18 protein-coding genes and 1 riboswitch are annotated in these 23,277 nt (G+C 72.5%); of the genes, 5 read left to right on the plus strand and 13 right to left on the minus strand.

The window, feature by feature from the left end:
* Positions 1-88 precede the first annotated feature (88 nt).
* Positions 89-886, plus strand: a complete 798-nt coding sequence (locus tag CP980_RS08310) for a VOC family protein (protein WP_132759185.1) — start codon at positions 89-91, stop codon at positions 884-886.
* Between the two features lie 47 nt (positions 887-933).
* Here CP980_RS08310 and CP980_RS08315 read toward each other — a convergent pair whose 3' ends face one another.
* The 7 genes from CP980_RS08315 to CP980_RS08345 form a co-directional block, all read right to left on the minus strand.
* Complete coding sequence (locus CP980_RS08315) at positions 934-1,542, minus strand: hypothetical protein (protein WP_150527877.1); 609 nt, start codon at positions 1,540-1,542, stop codon at positions 934-936.
* Positions 1,539-3,380 carry an alpha/beta hydrolase gene (locus CP980_RS08320; RefSeq protein ID WP_150527878.1) on the minus strand — a complete coding sequence of 614 codons (1,842 nt, stop codon included), beginning with the start codon at positions 3,378-3,380 and terminating at the stop codon, positions 1,539-1,541. Before CP980_RS08320 ends, CP980_RS08315 begins: the two co-directional genes overlap by 4 nt.
* Positions 3,377-3,820 carry a hypothetical protein gene (locus CP980_RS08325; protein ID WP_150527879.1) on the minus strand — a complete coding sequence of 148 codons (444 nt, stop codon included), beginning with the start codon at positions 3,818-3,820 and terminating at the stop codon, positions 3,377-3,379. The genes CP980_RS08320 and CP980_RS08325 overlap by 4 nt, the downstream gene beginning before the upstream one ends.
* Before the next feature lie 147 nt (positions 3,821-3,967).
* A complete protein-coding gene (locus tag CP980_RS08330) occupies positions 3,968-4,618 on the minus strand; it encodes a thymidine kinase (protein WP_150527880.1) in 651 nt (216 codons plus the stop codon).
* 63 nt (positions 4,619-4,681) lie between these two features.
* A complete protein-coding gene (locus CP980_RS08335; protein WP_150527881.1) occupies positions 4,682-5,884 on the minus strand; it encodes an alkaline phosphatase family protein in 1,203 nt (400 codons plus the stop codon).
* Positions 5,884-6,489, minus strand: coding sequence for a DUF5998 family protein (locus CP980_RS08340; protein ID WP_180290974.1), 606 nt, complete (start codon positions 6,487-6,489; stop codon positions 5,884-5,886). Before CP980_RS08340 ends, CP980_RS08335 begins: the two co-directional genes overlap by 1 nt.
* Positions 6,490-6,553: 64 nt before the next feature.
* Positions 6,554-9,307, minus strand: a complete 2,754-nt coding sequence (locus CP980_RS08345) for a bifunctional acetate--CoA ligase family protein/GNAT family N-acetyltransferase (RefSeq protein WP_150527882.1) — start codon at positions 9,305-9,307, stop codon at positions 6,554-6,556.
* Between the two features lie 185 nt (positions 9,308-9,492).
* Here CP980_RS08345 and CP980_RS08350 point away from each other — a divergent pair, with 185 nt between their 5' ends.
* Positions 9,493-9,774, plus strand: a complete 282-nt coding sequence (locus CP980_RS08350) for an HPr family phosphocarrier protein (protein WP_030859537.1) — start codon at positions 9,493-9,495, stop codon at positions 9,772-9,774.
* Between the two features lie 235 nt (positions 9,775-10,009).
* Here CP980_RS08350 and CP980_RS08355 read toward each other — a convergent pair whose 3' ends face one another.
* From CP980_RS08355 to CP980_RS08370, 4 genes are all read right to left on the minus strand, one after another.
* Positions 10,010-10,675: a GntR family transcriptional regulator gene (locus tag CP980_RS08355; RefSeq protein WP_132759190.1), complete on the minus strand. Its 666-nt coding sequence runs from the start codon at positions 10,673-10,675 to the stop codon at positions 10,010-10,012.
* A gap of 169 nt (positions 10,676-10,844) precedes the next feature.
* Complete coding sequence (locus tag CP980_RS08360) at positions 10,845-11,639, minus strand: M23 family metallopeptidase (RefSeq protein ID WP_132759191.1); 795 nt, start codon at positions 11,637-11,639, stop codon at positions 10,845-10,847.
* A gap of 13 nt (positions 11,640-11,652) precedes the next feature.
* A riboswitch (cyclic di-AMP (ydaO/yuaA leader) is annotated at positions 11,653-11,811 on the minus strand.
* Positions 11,812-11,995: 184 nt separating this feature from the next.
* Positions 11,996-13,363: a M16 family metallopeptidase gene (locus tag CP980_RS08365; protein ID WP_132759279.1), complete on the minus strand. Its 1,368-nt coding sequence runs from the start codon at positions 13,361-13,363 to the stop codon at positions 11,996-11,998.
* Between the two features lie 20 nt (positions 13,364-13,383).
* On the minus strand, positions 13,384-14,733 hold the full coding sequence (locus CP980_RS08370; RefSeq protein WP_150527883.1) for a M16 family metallopeptidase: 1,350 nt from the start codon (positions 14,731-14,733) through the stop codon (positions 13,384-13,386).
* A gap of 190 nt (positions 14,734-14,923) precedes the next feature.
* On the opposite strand from CP980_RS08370, the gene CP980_RS08375 reads away from it, so the two are divergent.
* Together CP980_RS08375 and CP980_RS08380 are read left to right on the plus strand one after the other, a co-directional pair.
* Entirely contained in the window at positions 14,924-17,380 is a 2,457-nt protein-coding gene (locus CP980_RS08375) for a DNA gyrase/topoisomerase IV subunit A (RefSeq protein ID WP_132759193.1), read from the plus strand.
* Positions 17,381-17,480: 100 nt separating this feature from the next.
* On the plus strand, positions 17,481-19,592 hold the full coding sequence (locus tag CP980_RS08380) for a restriction endonuclease (RefSeq protein WP_189998947.1): 2,112 nt from the start codon (positions 17,481-17,483) through the stop codon (positions 19,590-19,592).
* Here the strand turns inward: CP980_RS08380 and CP980_RS08385 are convergent, their stop codons facing one another.
* Entirely contained in the window at positions 19,593-20,783 is a 1,191-nt protein-coding gene (locus CP980_RS08385) for a CobW family GTP-binding protein (RefSeq protein WP_167535808.1), read from the minus strand.
* Between the two features lie 14 nt (positions 20,784-20,797).
* Positions 20,798-21,964 carry a citrate synthase/methylcitrate synthase gene (locus tag CP980_RS08390; protein WP_150530170.1) on the minus strand — a complete coding sequence of 389 codons (1,167 nt, stop codon included), beginning with the start codon at positions 21,962-21,964 and terminating at the stop codon, positions 20,798-20,800.
* Positions 21,965-22,019: 55 nt separating this feature from the next.
* Here CP980_RS08390 and CP980_RS08395 point away from each other — a divergent pair, with 55 nt between their 5' ends.
* The gene (locus CP980_RS08395) at positions 22,020-23,261 is read left to right on the plus strand and encodes a citrate synthase (RefSeq protein WP_150527884.1); all 1,242 of its coding nucleotides are present in this window, start codon (positions 22,020-22,022) and stop codon (positions 23,259-23,261) included.
* The last annotated feature ends 16 nt before the right edge of the window (positions 23,262-23,277 follow it).

Consider the following 23,277-nt stretch of genomic DNA (forward strand, 5'->3'; position numbering starts at 1 on the left):
GCGAAACCCCGGCCGGTCGAGGCGCGCCGGACCCGCCGTAGTGGAAGCATCTGGTCCGGGATGAGCGACGACGGAGGAGAGCGCTGACATGACCGAGGAACCGGAAGAAACGCGGCGCCCGCCCGGCACGCCGTGCTGGTCGAGTCTGATGGTGCACGGCCTCGGGACCACCGAGGCCTTCTACACCGACCTGTTCCGCTGGGAGTACGAGCCCGGCCCCCAGCCGTTCGGCCCGTACGTCCGCGCCTTCCTCGACGGCCAAGAGGTGGCCGGCATCGGCGAGATGCCGCCGGACCGCCACCTTCCGGTGGCCTGGACCACGTACTTCGCCACCGACGACGCGGACTCGACCGCCGAGACGATCCGCTCCTGCGGCGGCACGGTCGCGGTGGGCCCGCTGGACGCGGGCGGCGAGGGGCGGGTGGCGATCTGCTCCGATCCGCTGGGCGCGATCTTCGGGATCTGGCAGGCCGAGGAACACATCGGGACCCGGCTGTCGGGCGTCCCCGGCACCCCGGTCTGGGCCGAGCTGGTCACGCAGGACACCTCGACCGTCGGCAAGTTCTACCAGCACGTCTTCGGCCACGAGGCCGAGACGCACGCCACGGCCACTTCCGACTTCGACTACGTCACCCTGCTGCTGGACGGGCGCCCGGTCGCCGCCGTGCACGGGGTCGGACGCTCGCTCCCGCACGACCGAGGCCCGCACTGGATGACGTACTTCGAGGTCGAGGACGTGGACACGGCCGCGGCCCGGGTCCACCGGCTCGGCGGCCGCGTCATCCAGCCGCCCCGCGAGGGCCTGACGGGCAGGGTCTCCACGGTCACCGACCCGGAGGGCGCGGTCTTCACCCTGGTCGAATCCCGCCCCGCGACCGCCCGCTGACCGCGCCGGGCGGCTCCGCTGCACGTCCGCGACCGGGTGCGGGCCCCTCAGGGGGCGGGGCTGTCCGACGGAACGGGGGCGGCCGCGCTCCAGAAGTCGTCCCGTACGTCCGGACGCTGGGGGTACGGGGCGGTGCGCACCGGGGTGTTGGGTGGGGTCGTCGGGTCCTGCACGGGCGAGTCGGTCAGGCAGGGAGTGGCCGCATCGAGGAAGAACTGCCCTTCGGCGGCGACTTCGACGGACAGGCTGTAGCCGTCCGGCGTGCTGGCTCGCATCGCGGGAAAGTCGGGGCTCTTGTTCACGGAGGTGACCTTGTAGCCGCGGCCCGTCCATTCGCGCTCGATGACCCCGAGGAGAGCGCCGCGGCGCTGCTCGGAGACGATGGTCAGGATGAGGACCGAGCGTTTGGCGGCTCCGGTACCCGTGGAGCCACCCGCCGTGTTCGTACAGCCGGCGTCCGCGGAGGGACCATGGTTCCAGCGCAGTTCCGGACGTACGGCGGCGAGCGTCTCCTGGAGGATCGCATCGGCCCGTTCGGCACCCTGTTGCATGTTCACGCCGGTGTTCCCCTTCTTGGCTGTCGTGTCCGGCCCGCCGCATGCTGTGGCGAAGGCCGCCAGCAGGAGCAGCGCGGCGGTGATCCGGGACCGTCTCATCGAGGCTCCTCCGTGCTGATTGCTCCGGACTGACCAGCGATGATCCGGGCGATGTTGGACGCGGAGTCCTGGTCCTTCAACGGGTTGAAGTAGTTCGAGTGGGCGTCGAAGGGCCCGTTGCCCTCGATGAACGGCTTGGGTCCGTCGGCCACCAGGAAGCGGTGGGCGCCGAAGTCCTTGCTGGCCGGGTCCGTACCGAAGTAGATCTCGCTCTCGTCGGTGACGGCGTCGCCGAGGAGGAATCCTGCGGCTCCGCCCGCGACGACGGCGCCGGGGAATCCCGCTGCGCCCAAGCCCGCGCCGCTCAGCATGCCGTTGGACTCGGACTTGTTCGGGAGCATGGTCACGGGATCGTGGTCGGACGCTCCGACGAACACGTGGTCCTTGCCGACGTTGAGCTGGTCGGCGTGGTGAGCGCCGGTGCCGGGGCTGCCGACCAGGATGATGTCATCGGCGCCCGGGATCCCACCGTCGAGCTGTGCGGCCTGGCCGACCGTGAGCGATCCGTAGGAGTGCCCGAGCGCGGTGATGTGCGGGTCGGGGTTCTCGTTCGTGGCGCTGATGCCGGCCATGAACCGGTTGTAGTCGGGTGCACCCCTGCGGGCGTGCTCCTCGGACATGACGTCGAGGTTGTCCACCAGGTGGTCCGCGGGCAGCTGTGGCGCGTCGTAGCCGAGCCAGACGATGGCCGCCGAGCTCGGATCGAATCTCCGGGCCCCGAGGGCCGTGTCGCGGGCCCGCTGGACGTCGTTGCGGGCGAAGTCCGCATCCAGTGCCGTGCCCAGCCCCGGTACGTACGCGGACACGTTGCGGGACGTGTCGGGGTTGCCGAAGGCCACGATGGCGCGGCCGCCGCCCTGGTCACCGATGCCGAGGAGGTACATCGGGGGCTCGCCCGGCTTCTGGTTCCACAGCTGGCTGTCGATGGAACGCATGCCCGCGAGCTGGGTTCGTGACTTCTCGTCGTCCTGCCCGGACAGCTTGCCCATGAGCATCTGCAGGTTGTCGCGGTTGGCGTCGTCGCGTACCGCGGACGGGATGCCGTCGAGGTTTCCGAGCACGTCCGGGTAGACGGACAGGAGCTCGGCCTGCCGGTCGGGTGTGAGCCCTTTCCACCAGGCCGCGCGCTCCGCCGGTGAGCTCTTCTCGGGGATCGCGTCGCGCAAGTAGTCCCGGGCGTCCTCACGGACCACCTGCGCGTCCCCGGCCGCGTCGGCCCAGGTGGCATCCGTGACCTCCAGGCCGTCGGGTGCCTTGAGACGGTTCAGGGTGCGGACGAACCGGGAGTCCACCTCCTGTGCGGCCGATACCGCACTCACTATGCGGTTGGCGATCTCCTGCGCGACGGCGGCGTGCGGGTTCGGGTTGGTGAAACCCGGGGGCCGCTGACCGAGGGCAGGAGGCCGCGTGTCCAGCAGGTAGCGGGAGCCCCGTACGGTGCCACCCGGGACGGGTTCCTTCGTGAGGAGGTTCTCGCCACCGGCCGGGTACTGAACCGATCCATCGGCGTGTACCGCGTAGCCGCGGGCCTCGGCGTCGTCCAAGGCCTCCTTCAGACGTACCTGCTCCGCGGAGAGTTCGTGCGCCAGCGAGTCGAGGGTGGTGCGGATCAGGCCGCACTCGGTGTGGATGAAGTCGAAGTTCCGGTCGAGCCGCTTGAGGCGTTCGTACGCCGACGATGCCGAGGCGCCCTTCTGCGACTCCAACGATTTGACCATCTGCACGCTGATGCGGTCCCGTGCCGCGTCGGCGCGGGTACTGGCCTCGGCCCAAGCGGTGGCGGCCTCGGTGTACTCGGTCGTCTTCAGGTCGCGCAGCTGCGCCCAGGTCACCGTCACGGCTTCGGCTCCTGTCGTACGGCCAGTTGGGAGAAGGAGATCCGGTACTGCTCGTCGACCTCGCCGATGTCCCTCGCCACGCTCATCAGTTGCGGACGCAGAGCGCGGCACTCCTCTCGGACCGCGGTGAGTCGCTTGTCCCAGGACGTCCTTACGGTGGCCAGAGCGGTCGTGGATTCGAAGCCGGACGTTCCGGAGGCCACCCCTTCATGGGCAGCCGTCATCTTGCCCAAGGCACCGTCCATACTGAGGCCCAGATCACCGGCGGCAGCTGCGGCACGGGTCCACGGGCCTCCCGAGTGGGCCAGGTCTTCGTTGCCACTGCCACGACCACCGCCGTGGCCCCCGGTGCCGTCGTCAGCGGATGCGAGCCGCATCGGTGCCGGCTCGCCGAACAACTCGGCCCAGCGCGCGGGCAATGCCTCTGCGTCCATGTCCATGTCCCCCTCCCGGTGCCCCCACGGGCCCCGCGGAGCTCAGACAACCAAGCCAATGATCTCGAATGCAAATGCTACGGCCGCGTGTCGAAGCGAAAGGACTCCGGCCGCCGCAGGGGCGTGTGGCTTGGCGTGGAAGGTGGAGCTCCGTCAGTCGGAGGCCACCGGCAGGACGTCCGGCGAGAGCGCGCCGGGGTGGACCGAGCCGCTCGTCATGCGGCGGCGGTGGTGGCGGCGGCACAGGACCTCGTAGCCGATCTCCTCCGCCGGGCGGTTCACGTCGCCGACCACCACTTGGGCGCCTTCCACCACCATTTCGCCGCCCACCGTACGGGCGTTGTGGGTGGCGCGGGCGCCGCACCAGCACATCGCCTCCACCTGGAGGGTCTCGATCCGGTCCGCCAGCTCGATCAGGCGCTGCGAGCCGGGGAAGAGCTTGGTGCGGAAGTCCGTGGTGATCCCGAAGGCGAAGACGTCCAGGTCCAGGTCGTCGACGACGCGCGCGAGCTGGTCGATCTGGTCGGGGGCGAGGAACTGCGCCTCGTCCACGATCACGTAGTCCGCCTTGCCGCCCTTCGAGAGCTCCGCGACCAGGTAGGCGTACAGGTCCATGCCCTCCGGCGCCTCCACCGCCTCCGTCACCAGACCGAGGCGGGAGGAGAGCTTGCCCTCGCCCGCGCGGTCGTCGCGGGTGAAGATCACGCCCTGGAGCCCGCGCGCCGAGCGGTTGTGGGCGATCTGGAGCGCCAACGTACTCTTCCCGCAGTCCATCGTGCCGGAGAAAAACACCAATTCGGGCATGGAGGGGACGGGGCCTTTCGAGTCGTGGTCAGCGGGAGGGCGTACGGGGGCGGGTCGGTCGTGTCAGGTGCGGATTTCGAGCAGCGGGACCAGCTGCTCGGCCGCGGTCATCGAGCCGTGCATCCCGGTGAGCGCCGATTCGTTGGGCTCGTTCACGGACGCGGTGATCGCCGCATCGGCGTGCGCGGCGGCGACCACGTCGCCGATCCGGCCGAGGACGCGCTCGTCGCACTCCCCCGGCGGCCCGAACCAGCCCAGCTCCAGGGCCTCTTCGCGGCCCGCGATCCAGAACCGGTCGCCCAGCACCTCGCGCCACACGGTCAGGACGTCGGCCTCCGCGCCGGGGACTGCGTACACGTGCCGGGCCCGGCCCTCGCCGCCGAGCAGGGCCACGCCCGCGCCCAGCTCCCAGTCCTCGTCGTAGTCGATCCGGGAGTCCTCGTCGAAGGGGATGTCCACCATGCCGTGGTCGGCGGTCACGTACAGCGCCGTGCGCGGCGGGAGTTGCTCGGCGAGCCGCTGCACGAGGCGGTCGACGTACATCAGCTGACCGCGCCAGGCGTCGGAGTTCACGCCGTGCCGGTGGCCGGCCCCGTCGAGCTCGCTGTAGTACGTGTACACCAGCGAGCGGTCGCCCGCGGCGAGCCTCTCGGCCGCCAGGTCCATCCGCTCCTCGCCGGTCATCCGGCCGAGGAAGGTGCCGCCGCTCAGCGCGATCTTGGTGAGCGGGGTGGTCTGGAAGGCGGGCGAGGAGACCTGCGCCGTGGCCACCCCCGCCTTGTCGGCCTGCTGGAAGACGGTCGGGTACGGCTGCCAGGGCTTCGGCGGGGTCCACGGGTGCCAGCGGAGCTGGTTCATCAGCTCGCCGGTGGCCGGGTTGCGCACGGCGTAGCCGGGCAGGCCGTGCCGGGCGGGCGGCAGGCCCGTGCCCACGGAGGCCAGCGAGGTGGCGGTGGTCGCCGGGAAGCCCGCGGTGATCGGGCGGCCGGTGCCGCCGCGCGAGGTGCCGAGCAGGGAGGTCAGGTACGGGGCCTCGTCCGGGTGGGCCTTGATCTGCTCCCAGCCCATGCCGTCGACCAGGAACACGCAGTTCCGGTCGGCCGGGGCGAGCTCGGGGATCGCGGCGGTGAACCCGGGAACGCCCTGGCCCGCCACGAGCGTCGGCAGCAGATCGGCGAGCGAGCCGGTGCCGTACTCGGGGACGGGGGCGCCGGTGAGGTCCAGCAGCTCCGGCTCGTCCCAGTTCGACGGTGCGGAGTAGGACATCAGCGGGCGGGACCGGATGTCGCCGCGGTTGCCTCACTGAGCGCCTGCGCGAAGACGAGGGTCTGGCGGACCGCCTCCGGGCCGTCGCCGGCCTCGCTGACGCGCAGGCTGAGGTCGTCGGCGGTCGAGTTGCCGGTGTAGCCGTGGTCGGAGTCGCAGTTGGGGTCGCCGCAGGCGGCGGGCTCCAGGTCGATCCGGGAGACCGCGCCCCAGCCGATGGTCAGGACGACCTCGCGGGGCAGCGTGCCCGGGGTGTACGACTCGGGGTTGGCGACGACGCGGCTGAGTACCACGGAGGAGATCGCGCCGATCTTGACGGACTCGGTGGAGGTGGTCGCGTAGGGGGACGGGGAGCCGGCGTCGGCGGCCTGCTCGTCGGTGTGGCTCACGATGAAGCGGTTGCCGGTCAGGACCAGCACCGTGACGTGCCGGCGCACCTCGTTGGAGTCGAAGGTCGTCTCCTGGTGGACCAGGTACGACGAGATCGGCTCGCCGCCCACCGCGGCCTCCACGGCCTCGGCCACGAGGGCCGGGTAGTAGCCGCTGCGCTCGATCGCCGTGCGCAGCCCCTGGGTCGTCGTACCGGATTTCGCCATGGGGTCCATCCTAAGGCCCGTACGGGGCACCCCGGGCGCCCGCGGACCCGTCTTCCCGAGGTTGCGGGGCCGGTCAGTAGCTCGGGAGCGTCCGGGGACCCATGTCGGTGCGGGCCGGGGGGTGGGCCACGCGGACGGAGGCGCTGAGTACGGAGAGGCCCTCGGTGGCCACGACGACGGGTTCGAGCGTGACGCCCACCACTTCGGGGTGGTCGTCGACGAGCCGGGACAGCCGCAGCAGGAGCTCTTCGAGGGCGGGGGTGTCGACGGGGTCGCTGCCGCGCCAGCCGAAGAGGAGGGGCGCGGCCCTGATGGACCGGATCAGCCCGGCGGCGTCCCGGTCGGTGGCGGGGACGAGCCGGTGGGCGGTGTCGCCGAGCAGCTCGGAGGCGACGCCGGCGAGCCCGAAGGAGAGGACGGCTCCGGCGGCGGGGTCGATCACGGAGCGCACGACGGTGTCGACCCCCCGCGGCACCATGGCCTGGACCACGGGGAGCAGCTCGTCGGGGGTGCCGAGGAGGTCGGTCAGCTCCTCGTACGAGCGGCGCAGGTCGGCCTCGCCACCGAGGTCGAGGCGTACGCCGCCGAGGTCCGCGCGGTGGCGCAGGTGCGGGGCGGTGGTCTTGAGGGCGACGGGGTAGCCCAGGCTGCGGGCGGCCCGGACGGCGGCGTCCGCGGTGGGCGCGGCCACGGTGGGGAGCACCCGGATCCCGTAGTGGGCGAGGAGCGCGGCGGCGTCGGGCTCGGTGAGGGTGACGACGCCCTCGCCGACGTCGGCGAGGAGGGCGGCGAGCCGGGCGGCGGCCCCGGCCTCGTCGACGTCCTCGTACTCGGGGACCTGTCCGGCGTCCGCGGCGGCCCGGCGCCACTGCCCGTACCGGACGGCCTCGGCGACCGCGCGTACGGCGCGCTCGGCGGCCGGGTACGCCGGAATCCGTACGTCCGGTCTGGCGTACCCGCCCTCGTCCTCGTCGGCGGGGCGCGTGCGCGGGGCCAGCGCCCCCGCCGGGGACAGGGCGTCGACGAGTTCGGCCAGTTCCACGTGGACCACCGCGACCGGCTTGCCGGGGTGCGCGGCGACCGCGTCGCGCAGGGCGTCCGCCAGGTCGTCCTGCGGCTCCTGCTCGTTCACCCACGGGATCACGGTGACGATCACCGCGTCGTTCTCGGCCGAGCCCAGTGCCGCGCCCAGTGCCGTCCGGAAGTCCGCCGGCGTCGCCCCGGTCGTCAGGTCCTGCGGGGCTCCGGGCCGCAGCCCCTGCGCGAGGCAGGCGTCGTACGAGAGGACCCCGAGCGACTCGGAGTTCCCGAGGATCGCCACGCGCGGCCCGGCCGGCAGCGGCTGCGAGGCCAGCAGCAGCCCGACGTCCACCAGCTCCGTCACCGTGCCGACCCGGATCACCCCGGCCTGGCGCAGCAGTGCGGAGACGGTGGCCTCCGGCAGTCTGGTCCCGGGGACCACGTGGCCCGCCGGGGTGTGGCGGCCGCCCCGCGCGACGACCACCGGCTTCACGGCAGCCGTGCGCCGCGCGAGCCGGGTGAACTTCCGCGGGTTGCCCAGGGTTTCGAGGTACATGAGCGCGACGTCTGTGGCCTCGTCCTCGTACCAGTACTGGAGGATGTCGTTCCCGGAGACGTCCGCCCGGTTGCCCGCCGAGACGAAGGACGACAGACCCTCGCCCCGCCGCAGCAGCGCGGAGAGGAGCGAGATGCCGATCGCCCCGGACTGGGTGAACAGCCCGATGCGGCCGCGGTTCGGGGCGGGCGCCGGGGTCAGGGAGGCGTTGAGCCCGACCTCGGGGGCGGTGTTGATGACGCCGTAGGCGTTCGGCCCGATCAGCCGCATCCCGTACGAGCGCACCTGGCGCACCAGTTCGCGCTGCCGGTCGAGCCCGGCGGCGCCGCTCTCCCCGTACCCGGCGGACAGTACGACGAGCCCCTGCACCCCGTGCTCGCCGCAGGCGGCCACGGCCTCGGGGACGCGCTCGGCGGGGACCGCGATCACCGCGAGGTCGACCGGGGCCTCGACGGCGCCGAGCGCGCGGTAGGCCCGTACTCCGTCCAGCAGATCGGTGGTGGCGGCCTCGTTCACGGCGTAGAGGTGGCCGCGGAAGCCGCTGTCGCGCAGGTTGCGCAGGGCCGCCGCGCCCACGCCCGCGCCGGAGCGGCTGACTCCGATGACGGCCACGGAGCGGGGGGTCAGCAGCCGCTGTACGGAGCGGGCCTCGGCGCGCTGCTCGCGGGCGCGCTGGACGGCCAGGGACTCCGCGGTGGGTTCGAGGTCGAGCGTCAGGTGGACGGAGCCGTCCTCGAAGCTGCGCTTCTGCTCGTACCCGGCGTCCTTGAACACCTTGATCATCTTGTTGTTGGCGGGCAGCACCTCGGCCGCGAAGCGGCGGATGCCCCGCTCGCGGGCGACCGCGCCGATGTGTTCGAGGAGCGCGGAGGCGACCCCGCGGCCCTGGTGGGCGTCCTGGACGAGGAAGGCGACCTCCGCCTCGTCGGCGGGGGCGGACGCGGGCCGGCCGTCGGGGCCGATCCGGTCGTAGCGGACGGTGCCGATGAACTCCTCGCCGATGGTCGCCGCGAGGCCGACCCGGTCCACGTAGTCGTGGTGGGTGAAGCGGTGCACGTCGCGGGCGGAGAGCCGCGGGTAGGGCGCGAAGAAGCGGTAGTACTTCGACTCGTCGGAGACCTGCTCGTAGAAGCTGACCAGCCGGCCCGCGTCCTCCGTGGTGATCGGCCTGATCCTGGCGGTGCCGCCGTCGCGCAGGACGACGTCCGCTTCCCAGTGGGCCGGGTACGAGGGGTCCGACGCGGTGGTCATGCGGCGATCTTAAGGCCAGGACTGGCCGGATAGCTCCTGCGCGGCGCACGAGGCGAGCAGGGGCAAACCAGTGCAAGCTGGGGTAGGTCGAACGGCGGTGGAATCCGGGCCGAAGGTCGGTCGGAGCATGAGGGGCGTCGTGAGAGACTGGTCTAGACAACCGTAAGAACCTGAAGGGCATCACCATGGCAGAGCGCCGCGTCAACGTCGGCTGGGCCGAGGGCCTGCACGCTCGTCCCGCCTCGATCTTCGTCCGCGCGACGACCGCTTCCGGCGTCCCGGTGACCATCGCGAAGGCCGACGGGAACCCCGTCAACGCCGCGTCCATGCTCGCGGTGCTGGGCCTCGGCGCGCAGGGCGGCGAGGAGATCGTCCTCGCGTCCGACGCCGAGGGCGCCGAGGCGGCGCTGGACCGCCTCGCGAAGCTGGTCGCCGAGGGCCTCGACGAGCTCCCCGAGACCGTCTGACCCTTCGGGTTCAACCCGGCACACGCACAAGCCGCGGCCACCGCCGATATTCGGTGGCCGCGGCTTCTGCGTTCCGCGCCCGCCCCGCCGCATTCCGGAATTCATCGCAGAGGCACTGGAGCACAGGAGCGCAGGAGCGCAAGAACTCAAGAGTTCAGGGCGAGAAACAAATGCGGCGCCATTTCGGTCGCGGGCCCCGCTTTCTGATACCCGACTCTTTGATACCCGCCTTTTGTTAATGCGGACCGCTCGCCGTGTTTACGGCATGTTGCGAAATCCTCACCCGCAGCCGGTGCGCCCCGGCCGCGCGGTCCGCGTGCATCGCCGTCAGCGCGCGGGCCCGTTCGGCGTCCCCGCGCGCGACCGCGTCCACGATCGCCCCGTGCTCCGCCCAGGAGTCCACGGGCCGGGCCGGGGCCTCCACGGCGTACATCCAGGCGACCTTGTGCCGCATCTGCGTGAGCAGCGCGATCAGCCCGGGGCTGCCGGAGGCCTGGGCGAGGGTCTCGTGGAACCAGCCGCCCAGGGACCGCAGGTCCTCGCCCTGGCCCCGCCTGGCCCGTTCCTGGCCCAGCCTGACCAGCCCGCGCAGCACCCTGAGGTGACCGTCGGTGCGCCGCCGGGCCGCGCGCGCGGCCGCCAGCGGCTCCAGCAGCAGCCGCAGCTCCAGGAGATCGGCAGCCTCCTGCTCGGTGGGCTCGGCGACGCAGGCGCCCGCGTGCCGCCGGGTGGTGACGAAGCCCTCGGACTCCAGGGTCCGCAGCGCCTCGCGGACGGGGACGCGGGAGACCCCGTACCGGCGGGCCAGCAGTTCCTCGGTCAGCCGGGAGCCTGGTTCGAAGACCCCCGAGACGATGTCTTCGCGGATTGCCGTGCATACCGCGTGCGCAGGAATACGCAAGTCCGGACCTCCGCCTATTTCCGACTGCCGACCGCCTTACGGGGACTCTATTGCACCGGGCGATAAATTCCGAGCGCGGACGGAAAGAGGAGATGTTTACGGCCAGCACGAAGGCCCCGGCTCGGGGAGCCGGGGCCTTCGGGGAAGAGCGGGGTGCGGGTGGCGCGGATCAGACGTCGACGCCGTGGCTGCGCAGGTACGCGACCGGGTCGATGTCCGAGCCGTACTGGGCGCCGGTACGGGCCTCGAAGTGCAGGTGCGGGCCGCTGGAGTTGCCGGTGGAGCCCGACAGGCCGATCTGCTGGCCGGCGGTGACCTGGTCGCCGACGGAGACGCTCAGCGAGGACATGTGGCCGTACTGCGTGTACGTGCCGTCCGCGTGCTTGATGACGACGTTGTTGCCGTACGCGCCGCCCCAGCCCGCCTCGACCACGGTGCCGACGCCGACCGCGTGCACCGTGGTGCCGGAGGCGGCGTGGAAGTCGATGCCGGTGTGGCTGCCGGAGGACCACATGCCGCCGCCCGCGTGCCACTGGGTGCTGACGTAGGACCCCTCGACGGGGGCGACGAAGGTGTTGAGGCGCTTGCGCTCCTCCTCGCGGGCGGCGCGCTCGGCGGCCTCGCGCTCCGCCTTCGCCCGCTCCTCGGCCTTCTGCTTCGCCTCGGCGGCGCGGGCCTTCGCCTCGGCCTCCGCCTTCGCCTTGAGCGCCGCGGCCTCGGCCGCGTGCCCCTGGGCGTCGGCCTGCGCCTCGATCTGGCCCTGGAGGTCCTCGGCGGTCACGACGGCGTTCAGGCCGGTGTCCTCCATGGAGGGGGCCTGGTCCGACGCGGCGAACGCCGGGCCTGCGAGGGAGCCGACGACACCGGTGGTGGCGAGGGCGGCTATGCCGGCGTAACCGGCGGTCTTGCGGCTCAGACGACTGGAACCACGGTGCTTACCGGCGGCACGACTGCCAAACGCCATGAAGGGGCTGATCCTTTCCTTCCTTCTCGCCTACCGGGTTAGCTGACGGGTTCGGAGCAGGAAGGTCTCCTACGGACCCCCTCTGGCGAGGCGGTCCGATTCACCCCAGGGACGCATGTGGGTCCCCGGCTCCCCAGGCTCGCGCCTGACGGGGACTCGGCGATCGCTGCCCGGTGCCGCGGATGCGGCGGGTACAACTGACGGACAGCACGGCCGACGCTAGGCGGATCATCAGTCAATCGCCAAACAGACACGCGTTTTTGTTGCATACGCCACACCCCATACGAGCAACCTCTCCACGAAACAGACAAAAGGGGCCCCGACGGACAAGCCGCCGGAGCCCCTTGAGATGCGCGTCAGTTGGTGACGACGGTGACCTCACCGATGCCGAGCGCCCGCACCGGCTCCTCGATCTGCGCGGCGTCGCCCACCAGGACCGTGACCAGGCGGTCCAGCGGGAAGGCGGCCAGGACGGCCGAAGTCGCCTCCACCGTGCCCGTTTGGGCCAGCTGCGCGTACAACCGGGCCTGGTAGTCGTCCGGAAGCTCCTGCTCGACCTGGTCGGCGAGCGTGCCCGCGACGGCCGCGGCCGTCTCGAACTTCAGCGGGGCCACGCCCACCAAGTTCTGCACCGCCACGTCCCGTTCGGCGTCGGTCAGGCCGCCCTCCGCGAGGGTGCGCAGCACCTTCCAGAGGTCGTCGAGCGCCGGGCCGGTGTTCGGGGTGTCCACCGAGCCGCTGATGGCGAGCATCGAGGCGCCCTTGCCGTCGGCCGTGGAGCGCAGCACCTGACCGAAGGCGCGCACGCCGTACGTGTACCCCTTCTCCTCGCGCAGCACCTTGTCCAGGCGCGAGGTGAGGGTGCCGCCCAGGCAGTACGTGCCGAGCACCTGCGCCGCCCAGACCCGGTCGTGCCGGTCCGGACCGATGCGGCCGATGAGCAGCTGCGTCTGGACCGCGCCGGGCCGGTCCACGATGACCACGCGCCCGGTGTCGTCGGCGGTGACCGGCGGGACCGGGAGCGGCTCGGCGGAATCGCCGGTCCAGGCGCCCAGGGTGTCCCCCAGGACGGCGTCCAGGTCGATGCCGGTCAGGTCGCCGACGACCACCGCGGTGGCGGTGGCGGGGCGTACGTGGGCCTCGTAGAAGGCGCGTACGGCCGCGGAGTCGATCCGGGCGACCGTCTCCTCGGTGCCCTGGCGGGGCCGGGACATCCGCAGGGCCGGCGGGAAGAGCTGCCGGGAGAGCTCCTTGGCGGCCCGGCGCTGCGGGTTGGCCAGCTCGTGCGGGATCTCGTCGAGCCGGTTGCGCACCAGCCGGTCGACCTCGCTGTCGGCGAAGGCCGGCGCGCGCAGCGCCTCGGCGACCAGGCCCAGCGCCTTGTGCAGGCGGGAGGCCGGGACCTCCAGGGAGACCCGCAGGCCCGGGTGGTCGGCGTGCGCGTCGAGCGTGGCGCCGCAGCGCTCCAGCTCGGCCGCGAACTCCTCGGCGGAGTGCTTGTCGGTGCCCTCGGACAGGGCGCGGGCCATGATGGTCGCCACGCCGTCCAGGCCCTCGGGCTCGGCGTCCAGCGGGGCGGCGAGGTTGACCTCGACGGCGACGACCTGCTGGCCGGGCCGGTGGCAGCGCAGCACGGTCAGGCCGTTGGGCAGCGCGCCGCGCTCGGGGGCCGGGAAGGCCCACGGCCGGGGCCGGCCGGCCTGGGGCTGCGGGTGGAAGGTCATCGTGACGGCTGCGGTGTCGCTCACTGCTCCGCCCCTTCGTTCTCGTCGCTCTCAGCGTTCTCGCCGGCTTCTGCCGGCAGCGGCTCGTACACCAGCACCGCGCGGTTGTCGGGGCGCAGTCGGGCCGCGGCCACGGCCTGCACCTCCTCGGCGGTGATGTCGAGGACGCGCTGTACGGCGGTCAGCGCCAGCTGCGGGTCGCCGAACAGCACCGCGTAGCGGCACAGTTCGTCGGCGCGCCCGGCCACCGTGCTCAGCCGGTCCAGCCACTCGCGCTCCAGCTGCGCCTGGGCGCGCTCCATCTCCTCGGCCGTGGGGCCCTCGGCGGCGAACCGCGCGAGCTCCTCGTCGACGGCCGCCTCGATGGCGGGCACCTCGACGCCGCTGGAGGTCTTCACGTCCAGCCAGCCCAGCGAGGGCGCGCCGGCGAGCCGCAGCATGCCGAAGCCGGCCGCGACCGCGCTCTGGTCGCGGCGTACCAGGCGGTTGTGGAGCCGGGAGGACTCGCCGCCGCCCAGTACGGTCAGCGCCACGTCGGCGGCGTCGCACTCGCGGGTGCCGTCGTGCGGGAGCCGGTAGGCGGCCATCAGGGCGCGGGCCGGGACCTCCTCGACGACCTCCTCGCGCAGCTGGCGGCCCATGATCTCGGGCAGCGTGCCGTCGCGCGGCGGCTGCTTGCCGTCGTGCCCGGGGATGGTGCCGAAGTACTTCTCGACCCAGGCGAGCGTCTGCGCGGGGTCGATGTCCCCGACGACCGACAGCACCGCGTTGTTGGGCGCGTAGTACGTACGGAAGAAGGCGCGGGCGTCCTCCAGGGAGGCCGCGTCCAGGTCCGCCATGGAGCCGATCGGCGTGTGGTGGTACGGGTGGCCCTCGGGGTAGGCGAGGGCGGTCAGCTTCTCGAAGGCCGTGCCGTACGGAACGTTGTCGTAGCGCTGGCGGCGCTCGTTCTTGACGACGTCGCGCTGGTTCTCCATGGACTCGTCGTCCAGGGCGGTCAGCAGGGAGCCCATCCGGTCGGCTTCCAGCCAGAGCGCGAGCTCCAGCTGGTGGGCCGGCATGGTCTCGAAGTAGTTGGTGCGCTCGAAGCTGGTCGTGCCGTTGAGCGAACCGCCGGCCCCCTGGACCAGCTCGAAGTGCCCGTTGCCGGGTACGCTCGCCGAGCCCTGGAACATCAGGTGCTCGAAGAGGTGAGCCAGGCCGGTCCGCCCCTTGACTTCGTGGCGCGAGCCGACGTCGTACCAGAGGCAGACCGCGGCGACCGGGGTCAGGTGGTCCTCGGAGAGCACCACGCGCAGGCCGTTGGCCAGCCGGTGCTCGGTCGCTGTCAGGCCGCCGGAGCCGGCCTGGGCTGTGGCCGTGTGACCCATGGGCATGTGGTCCCTTCGATCGCGATGCAGAGTTTTCCGTCAGACCTGCCACTGTATGCAAGCGCGTCGGCCGCCGGAGAAGTTCCCGGGTCCCCCCTGGGGTCGGAGTCCGGGTTGTCGGTGCCTAGGGCCACAATGGTCCGCGTCAGACCCCCCAGCACACCCATCTTGGTTAAGGAGCCGCGCAGCGATGGCCCGCCGCAGCACGAAGACCCCGCCGCCGGAGGATTTCGAGGAGAAGATCCTCGACATCGACGTCGTCGACGAAATGCAGGGCTCCTTCCTCGAGTACGCGTACTCGGTGATCTACTCCCGTGCCCTGCCCGACGCCCGGGACGGCATGAAGCCGGTGCACCGGCGCATCGTCTACCAGATGAACGAGATGGGCCTGCGCCCCGACCGCGGCTATGTGAAGTGCGCCCGCGTCGTCGGCGAGGTCATGGGCAAGCTCCACCCGCACGGTGACGCGTCGATCTACGACGCCCTCGTGCGCATGGCCCAGCCGTTCTCCATGCGGCTGCCGCTGGTGGACGGCCACGGCAACTTCGGTTCGCTCGGCAACGACGACCCGCCGGCCGCCATGCGTTACACCGAGTGCAAGATGGCGGACGCCACGTCACTGATGACGGAGTCGATCGACGAGGACACCGTCGACTTCACCGCCAACTACGACGGCCAGGAGCAGGAGCCGGTCGCGCTGCCCGCGGCCTATCCCAACCTGCTGGTCAACGGCGCGTCCGGGATCGCGGTCGGCATGGCCACCAACATGCCCCCGCACAACCTGGGCGAGGTCATCGCGGCCGCCCGCCACCTGATCCGCTACCCGCAGGCCGACCTGGAGGCGCTGATGCGCTTCGTGCCGGGTCCGGACCTGCCCACGGGCGGCCGGATCGTGGGCCTCTCGGGGATCAAGGACGCCTACGAGAACGGCCGCGGCACGTTCAAGATCCGCGCCACGGTGGCCGTGGAGAACGTGACGGCGCGCCGCAAGGGCCTGGTCGTCACGGAACTGCCCTTCACGGTCGGCCCCGAGAAGGTCATCGCGAAGATCAAGGACCTGGTCGGCTCCAAGAAGCTCCAGGGCATCGCGGACGTGAAGGACCTCACCGACCGCTCGCACGGTCTGCGCCTGGTCATCGAGATCAAGAACGGCTTCCACCCGGAGGCCGTCCTGGAGCAGCTGTACAAGCTGACGCCGATGGAGGAGTCCTTCGGCATCAACAACGTCGCGCTGGTCGACGGCCAGCCGCTGACGCTGGGCCTCAAGGAGCTGCTGGAGGTCTACCTCGACCACCGCTTCGAGGTCGTGCGGCGGCGCAGCGAGTTCCGCCGCACCAAGCGCCGGGACCGGCTGCACCTGGTCGAGGGCCTGCTGGTGGCCCTGCTCGACATCGACGAGGTCATCCGGATCATCCGGGACAGCGACAACTCGGCGCAGGCGATGGAGCGGCTGATCGAGCGCTTCTCGCTGAGCGAGATCCAGACCCGGTACATCCTGGACACCCCGCTGCGCCGGCTCACCCGCTTCGACCGGATCGAGCTGGAGTCCGAGCGCGACCGGCTGACCGGCGAGATCGACGAGCTGACCGGGATCCTGGAGTCCGACACGGAGCTGCGCAAGCTGGTCTCCGCGGAACTGGCCGCGGTGGCGAAGAAGTTCGGCACCGAGCGCCGTACGGTCCTGCTGGAGTCGGCGGGCACCTCGGTCGCCGCGGTCCCGCTGGAGGTCGCGGACGACCCGTGCCGGGTCCTGCTGTCCTCGACGGGCCTGCTGGCGCGCACCGCGGGCGGCGACCCGCTCCCGGAGGAAGAGGGCGGCGCCCGCGCGAAGCACGACCTGATCGTCTCCCAGGTGGCGGCGACCGCCCGGGCCGACGTCGGCGTGGTCACCTCGTACGGGCGGCTGCTGCGGCTCTCGGTGATCGACCTGCCGCAGCTGCCGGACACCCACGCCGCGCCGAACCTGGCGGGCGGCGCCCCGGTCTCGGAGTTCCTCTCGGGGCTGGAGGCGGACGAGAAGGTGATCTGCCTGACCTCGCTGGACGAGTCCTCCCAGGGGCTGGCGCTCGGCACCGAGCAGGGCGTGGTCAAGCGGGTCGTGCCGGACTACCCGGCGAACAAGGAGGAGCTGGAGGTCATCACCCTCAAGGAGGGCGACCGGATCGTCGGCGCGGTCGAACTGCGCACGGGCGAGGAGGACCTGGTCTTCCTCACCGACGACGCCCAGCTGCTGCGCTATCCGGCGAGCCAGGTGCGCCCGCAGGGCCGCCCGGCGGGCGGTATGGCGGGCATCAAGCTCTCCGAGAACGCCAAGGTGATCCACTTCTCGGCGGTGGACCCGGCGCGCGACGCCCTGGTGTTCACCGTGGCGGGTTCGCAGGGGACGCTGGACGACTCGCTGCTGTCCGGCAAGCTCACCCCGTTCGACCAGTACCCGCGCAAGGGCCGGGCCACCGGCGGGGTGCGCTGCCAGCGGTTCCTGAAGGGCGAGGACCTGCTGGTCCTGGCCTGGGCCGGAAACGCGCCGGTGCGTGCGGCCGCGGCGAACGGCAGCCCGGCGCAGCTGCCGGCCGTGGACCCGCGCCGGGACGGTTCGGGGGCCGCGCTGCCCGCGGTCGTCGCCGCTCTGGCGGGAGGCGCGCTGTAGGACGTACGGCGGCATTCGGGTGGTGCGACCGGGGGGACGTACCACCCGAATGCCGACTAGTGTTTTCCCTCTGGGTGTTGGTGGGGGGAGTACAGAGCTGATGAGTCGTCGGCCGGGCGGATTGATCGGGGACTGGGCCGAGGCCCAGCGCCGGCAGCAGCAGACGCAGGTGATCCAGCAGCGGGAGGCGGAGCGCCGGCTGCTGGCGTACGAACGGGACCGGCAGCGGACCCAGGAGCGGGACGCGAACCGCAGTCACCGCCAGTACCGCGAGGCCGAGGCCCTGCGGCGGACCGCGCAGATCGACGCCGAGGTGGACGCCCTCAGGGGACTGTTGGTCGCGGGCTGCCGGACGCCGGCGTTCCGGATCTCCGCCCTGGCCCGGCCCGAGCAGCTGGAGCCCTTCAACCCCGGCGCCCTGGCGCACCCGGTGCCCATGCCGCGCCTCGACCAGTTCCAGCAGCAGAGCAGCGGCTGGACGCTCGGATCCGGCCACCGGGCGCAGGCGGAGCGGGAAGCGCACGCCCGGTACACCGAGGCGTGGCAGGCCGCGAGCGCCGCGGAGGCGCAGCGACAGCAGCAACTGGCCGCGTACCGGCAGCAGTACGACCGGTGGGCCGCCGAACAGCTCGCCGGCGTACGGGCGCACAACAGCGGGCTCACCGAACTGGCCGCCGCTCTGCGCACGGGGGATGCCGAGGCGGCGGTGGAGTACTTCTCGGCCGCCCTGTACGCCTCCACGGCGTGGCCCGAGGCGCTGCCCAGGCAGGTGGCGGCCGCGTACGACCCGGCGGCGCGCCAGCTGGTGCTGGACTGGGAACTCCCCGGGTACGCGGTGGTGCCGGAGGCCAGTGCGGTGCAGTACCTGCCGAGCACGGACCAGGACAAGGTCAAGCCCCGCCGGGTGACGGAGCGCCGGGCCCTCTACCGGGACCTGCTGGCGCAGTCCATGCTGCTGGTCGTGCGCGAGCTGTACGCGGCGGACGAGTTCGGCGTGCTGGACTCGGTCGTGGTCAACGGGTTCGTGGACTGCCACGATCCGGCGACGGGGCGGGAGGCGCGGTTCTTCCTCTCCACGGTGCCGGCGGAGCGCAGCGCTTTCGCGGGGCTGCGCCTGGAGCAGGTCAGCGCCGTGGACTGTCTCGTGTCGGGGCTGGGCGGGCAGTTGTCGGGGCGTCCCGACCAGCTGACGGCGGTGCGCCCCGGGCGCCGGCCCGACGAGGTCGGCGGCGGGGTGGTCAGCCACGGCGGGCAGGGCGGCGGGTCGGACGAGGACGAGCCGGACCTCTTCGCGATGGATCCGATCGCCTTCGAGAACCTGGTCGCCGAGCTGTTCCGGGCGATGGGCATGGAGGCGGTGACCACGCAGCGGTCCGGCGACGGCGGTGTGGACGTGGAGGCGCTGGACCCGGCCCCGATCCGGGGCGGGCGGATCGTGGTGCAGGTCAAGCGCTACCGGAACACGGTGCCGCCGACGGCCGTGCGTGATCTGTACGGCACGGTCCAGGACAAGGGGGCGAACAAGGGGGTGCTCGTCACCACCGCGTCCTTCGGGCCCGGGTCGTACACCTTTGCCAACGGCAAGCCGCTGGAGTTGGTTCCCGGGGCGGACCTCGTCGAGCTCCTGCACCAGTACGGGCTGCGCGGACGGCTCGGCGGCGGCGCTCCGGCGCAGCGCGGGCCCGAACCCGGGTCCGGATCCGGGTCCGGGCCCGCCGCTCCTTCGGCGGACCACAACGTGCTCGGCATGTCCTGGTCGGGATCGGTCGCGCTGGACGTGTGCGCCCTCGTCTGCACGGGGAACCGGGTGCTGAGCGAGGAACACTTCGTCTTCTACAACAACCCGCGGACCCCCGACGGTTCGGTCCGGGCCCGCGCGCACGCGGAGCCGGACAAGGCGGCGCTGGAGGTCTCCTTCGACGCCCTGCCCGAGGCCGCCGACCGGCTGGTCCTCGTCGCGGCGATCAACCCGGACGTCGATCCGCACGCCGACCTCGCCGGGTTCACCGACGCCCACATCCGGCTGCTGTCCGCCGGCGGCGAGGAACTCGGCCGGCTGGAGGTCTCGGACGGGCGCGCCGGGGAGACCGCACTGGTCCTCGGCTCGTTCCGGCACCGCTCCAACGGCGACTGGGACTTCGTGATCGGCGGCAAGGGGTACCGAGGCGGTCTGGAGGACCTGCTGGGCGAGTACGGGGTCGAGGTCGCCTGATCAGTCGGAGCCCGGATCGCCGTACGGATCGCCGTACGGACCGGGTGCGCAGGGGTCCGGCTCCGGTTCGGGCTCCTGCCCGGCCTCCGGCTGCGGCGGCCGGTCGACGTAGCGCAGGACGCCCCACATGCTCTCCGGCGGTGCGTGCTGCGGGGCCGGCTCGCGACAGGCCTCCAGTTCCCCGAGCAGGGCCGGCCCGTCCGTACCCGAGCCGATCAGGACCAGTTGGCTGCGGCGCGGCTCGCCCCGGCCCCAGGGGCCCGGCACGAAGCGGAGGAAGCGTCCGACGGCGTGGACCTCGTAGCGCTCCTCGTGGCCGGGGACGCCGAAGTGGACGTAGCCCTTGATCCGGTACAGCCCGGCCGGGCGGCGGTCGAGGAAGTCGATGAAGCGGCGCGGGTTCAGGGCCTGCTCGGAGACGAACTCCGTGCTCTCGTAGACGGTGTGGGCGTGTCCGGTGTGGTCCTGGTGACCGGCGCCGTCGGCGTCCCGGGCCTGTGAGATCAGGTCCTCGAAGGACAGCTGGCCCTGCGTCTCGGTCCACGGCCGCCGGTCGAAGAGCAGCTCCGGGTCGATCCGGCCGTGGTCGGCGGCCACCACCGGCGTGCCGGGGCAGAGCGCGGCCAGCTCGGCCCCGATCCGGGTGAGGCCGGCGGGCTCCACCCGGTCGGTCTTGTTGAGGACCACCAGGTCCGCGACGGAGAGGTGGCGGTCGGTCTCGGGGTGCTTGGCCCGGGTCGCGTCGAACTCCGCCGCGTCCACGACCTGGACCAGCCCGCCGTACCGGATCGCCGGGTTCTCGGCGGCCACCAGCATCCGGATCATCTCCTGGGGCTCGGCCAGCCCGCTCGCCTCGATGACGATCACGTCGATCCGGTGGACGGGCGCGCAGAGCTTCTCCAGGTACGCGTCCAGCTCGCTGCCGTCGACCGCGCAGCACAGGCAGCCGCCGCCGAGCGAGACCATCGAGTCGCCGACCTGGCCCGCGACGGCCATCGCGTCGATCTCGATCGAGCCGAAGTCGTTGACGACGACGCCGATGCGGGTGCCGCCCCGGTTGGCGAGGAGGTGGTTGAGCAGCGTCGTCTTGCCGGATCCCAGGAATCCGGAGAGCACGATGACGGGAATCGGCTGGCCGGGCGGCTGGGCGGGTGGCCGGGCCGACTGCTGCGCGGGCTGACTGCTGTTCACACCGCCGATCGTAGTCAGCCGAGCGCCGGAACCGGCTCGGGCGGGTTCGGGCCCACGTACCGGGCGGCCGGACGGATGATCTTCGAATCGGCGGCCTGTTCGAGGATGTTCGCACTCCAGCCGACCACGCGGGCCGCGCAGAAGGTCGGGGTGAACATCTCGCGCGGCAGCCCGCACAGCTCCATGACCACGCCGGCGTAGAACTCCACGTTGGTGTGCAGCTCCCGTCCCGGCTTGAGTTCGGCGAGGATCTGTTCGACGCGGCACTCCACCTCCACGGCGAAGTCCACGAGCGGGCCGCCGAACCCGAGGGCGATCTCCCGCAGCATGCGCGAACGCGGGTCCTCGGTGCGGTACACGGGATGCCCGAAGCCCATGATCCGGTCCCCGGCGAGCACGCGCTCGCGGATCCACGGCTCGATGCGGTCCGCCGTGCCGATGGCGTCCAGGGTGTCCAGGGCCCGGCTGGGCGCGCCGCCGTGCAGGGGGCCGGACAGCGCGCCGATCGCCCCGGTGAGGGCGGCGGCGACGTCCGCCCCGGTGGAGGCGATCACGCGCGCGGTGAAGGTCGAGGCGTTGAAGCCGTGGTCGATCGTCGCGATCAGATACTGCTCGACGGCCCGCGCCTTGACGGGGTCGGGCTCCTGACCGGTCAGCATGTACAGGTAGTTGGCGGCGTACGGGAGGTCCGCGCGCGGCTCCACCGGCTCCAGCCCTTGGCCCAGCCGGTGCAGCGCCGTGAGCAGGGTCGGTACGGCGGCGCAGGCGGCCAGCGCGTCGGCGGCCCGGCGCCCGGGGTCGATGTCGTACACGGGGCGGAATCCGGCGGAGGCGCCGAGCAGGGAGAGCGCGGTTCGCAGCCCGGCGAGCGGGCCGGAGAGGGCGGTCGCCCGGGCGAGGGCGGGCAGCGCGCCCCGCACGGCGTCGGGCAGCCGGCGCAGCGTGGCGGTCTCGGCGGCGAAGGCGGCCCGCTCGGCGGCGTCGGCCGGGAGGGCGCCGCGGAACATCAGGTGCCACACGTCCTCGAAGGTGCGGCTCGTGGCGAGCTCGACGGCCGAGTACTGACGGTAGTGGTAGAAGCCCTCGCGGCCTCGGACGTCACCGAGTTCGGTCTCGGTGACCACGACTCCCGCGAGACCGCGGGGCACATCGACGGTGGTGTTCATGGATCGACCATCCATCATGGATTGAATCCTTGTCAACGTTGATTGAATCAATATATGTAGGGTGGGCGTCATGAACGACCAGGCGGACGGCGAGCGCCGGATCAGCACCCGGGAGGCGGCGGAACTGCTGGGGGTGAAACCCGCGACGGTGTACGCGTACGTCAGCCGCGGCCAGCTCACCAGCCGCCGCGATCCGGTCGGCCGCGGCAGCAGCTTCGACGCGCGCGAGGTGGAGGCCCTGGCCCTGCGCAGCCGGCGCGAGGCGGCGGCGCCCCCCGGCGCGGAGCTCTCCGTACGCACTTCGCTCACGCTCATCGAGCCCGACCGGTACTACTTCCGGGGCGTGGACGCCGTCGAGCTGGCCTCCCGCTACCGCTACGAGGAAGTGGCCGAGTGGCTCTGGACCGGGACGCTGCCGCGCGGCGCACGGTTCACGGCTCCCCCGCAGGCGCTGGCCGCCGCCCGGCGCGCGGTGGCCGCGCTGCCCGAGCACAGCGGTCCGATCGACCGGCTGCGGGTGGCGACGGCGGCCGCCGCGGTGGCCGATCCGCTGCGCTTCGACCTGTCCGCCGAGGCCGTACTGGGCTCCGCCCGCTGCCTGATCCCGACGCTGGTCGGCGCGCTGCCGGAGGTGGGCCCGGCCGGCTGGCGCGGGGACGGACGGCTGGCCCGGCAGCTGTGGAGCCGGCTGACGGCGCACGAGCCGGACCCGGACGCGCTGGCGGTGCTGGACCTGGCCCTCACCCTGCTCATCGACCACGATCTGGCCGCCTCCACCCTGGCCGTACGGGTGGCCGCGTCCGCGCGGGCCCATCCGTACGCGGCGGTCTCGGCCGGCCTCGGCGTACTCGAAGGACCGCTGCACGGCGCGGCCGGACGGCTGGCGCACCGGATGCTCGTGGAGGCGCTGGAGCAGGGGGGCGCCGCACCCGTGGTCGCGGACCACCTGCGGGCGGGACGGCGGGTCCCGGGGCTAGGGCACCGGCTGTACGAGGGCGAGGACCCGCGGGCCACGGCGCTGTTCGCCCGGCTGGAGGGTGTGCCCCAGGCCGGTCCCGCGCTGGCGGCCGCCCGGGAGGTCGTCGCGACGGCGTCGGCCCGGCGGGGCGGGCTGCACGCGAATGTGGACCTGGCGCTGGCGGTGCTGACGGTGTCCTGCGGGATGCCCGCCGAGGCCGGGGAGACGGTGTTCGCCGTGTCCCGGACCGCGGGCTGGATGGCGCACGCGCTGGAGGAGTACCAGGAGCGGCCGCTGCGGATGCGGCCGAGCGGCCAGTACCAGGGGCCCCGCCCGCCCCAGCCGATGCCGTGACCCCTCCCCCGCGGCG

Source organism: Streptomyces vinaceus, from assembly GCF_008704935.1.
GTDB lineage: Bacteria > Actinomycetota > Actinomycetes > Streptomycetales > Streptomycetaceae > Streptomyces > Streptomyces vinaceus.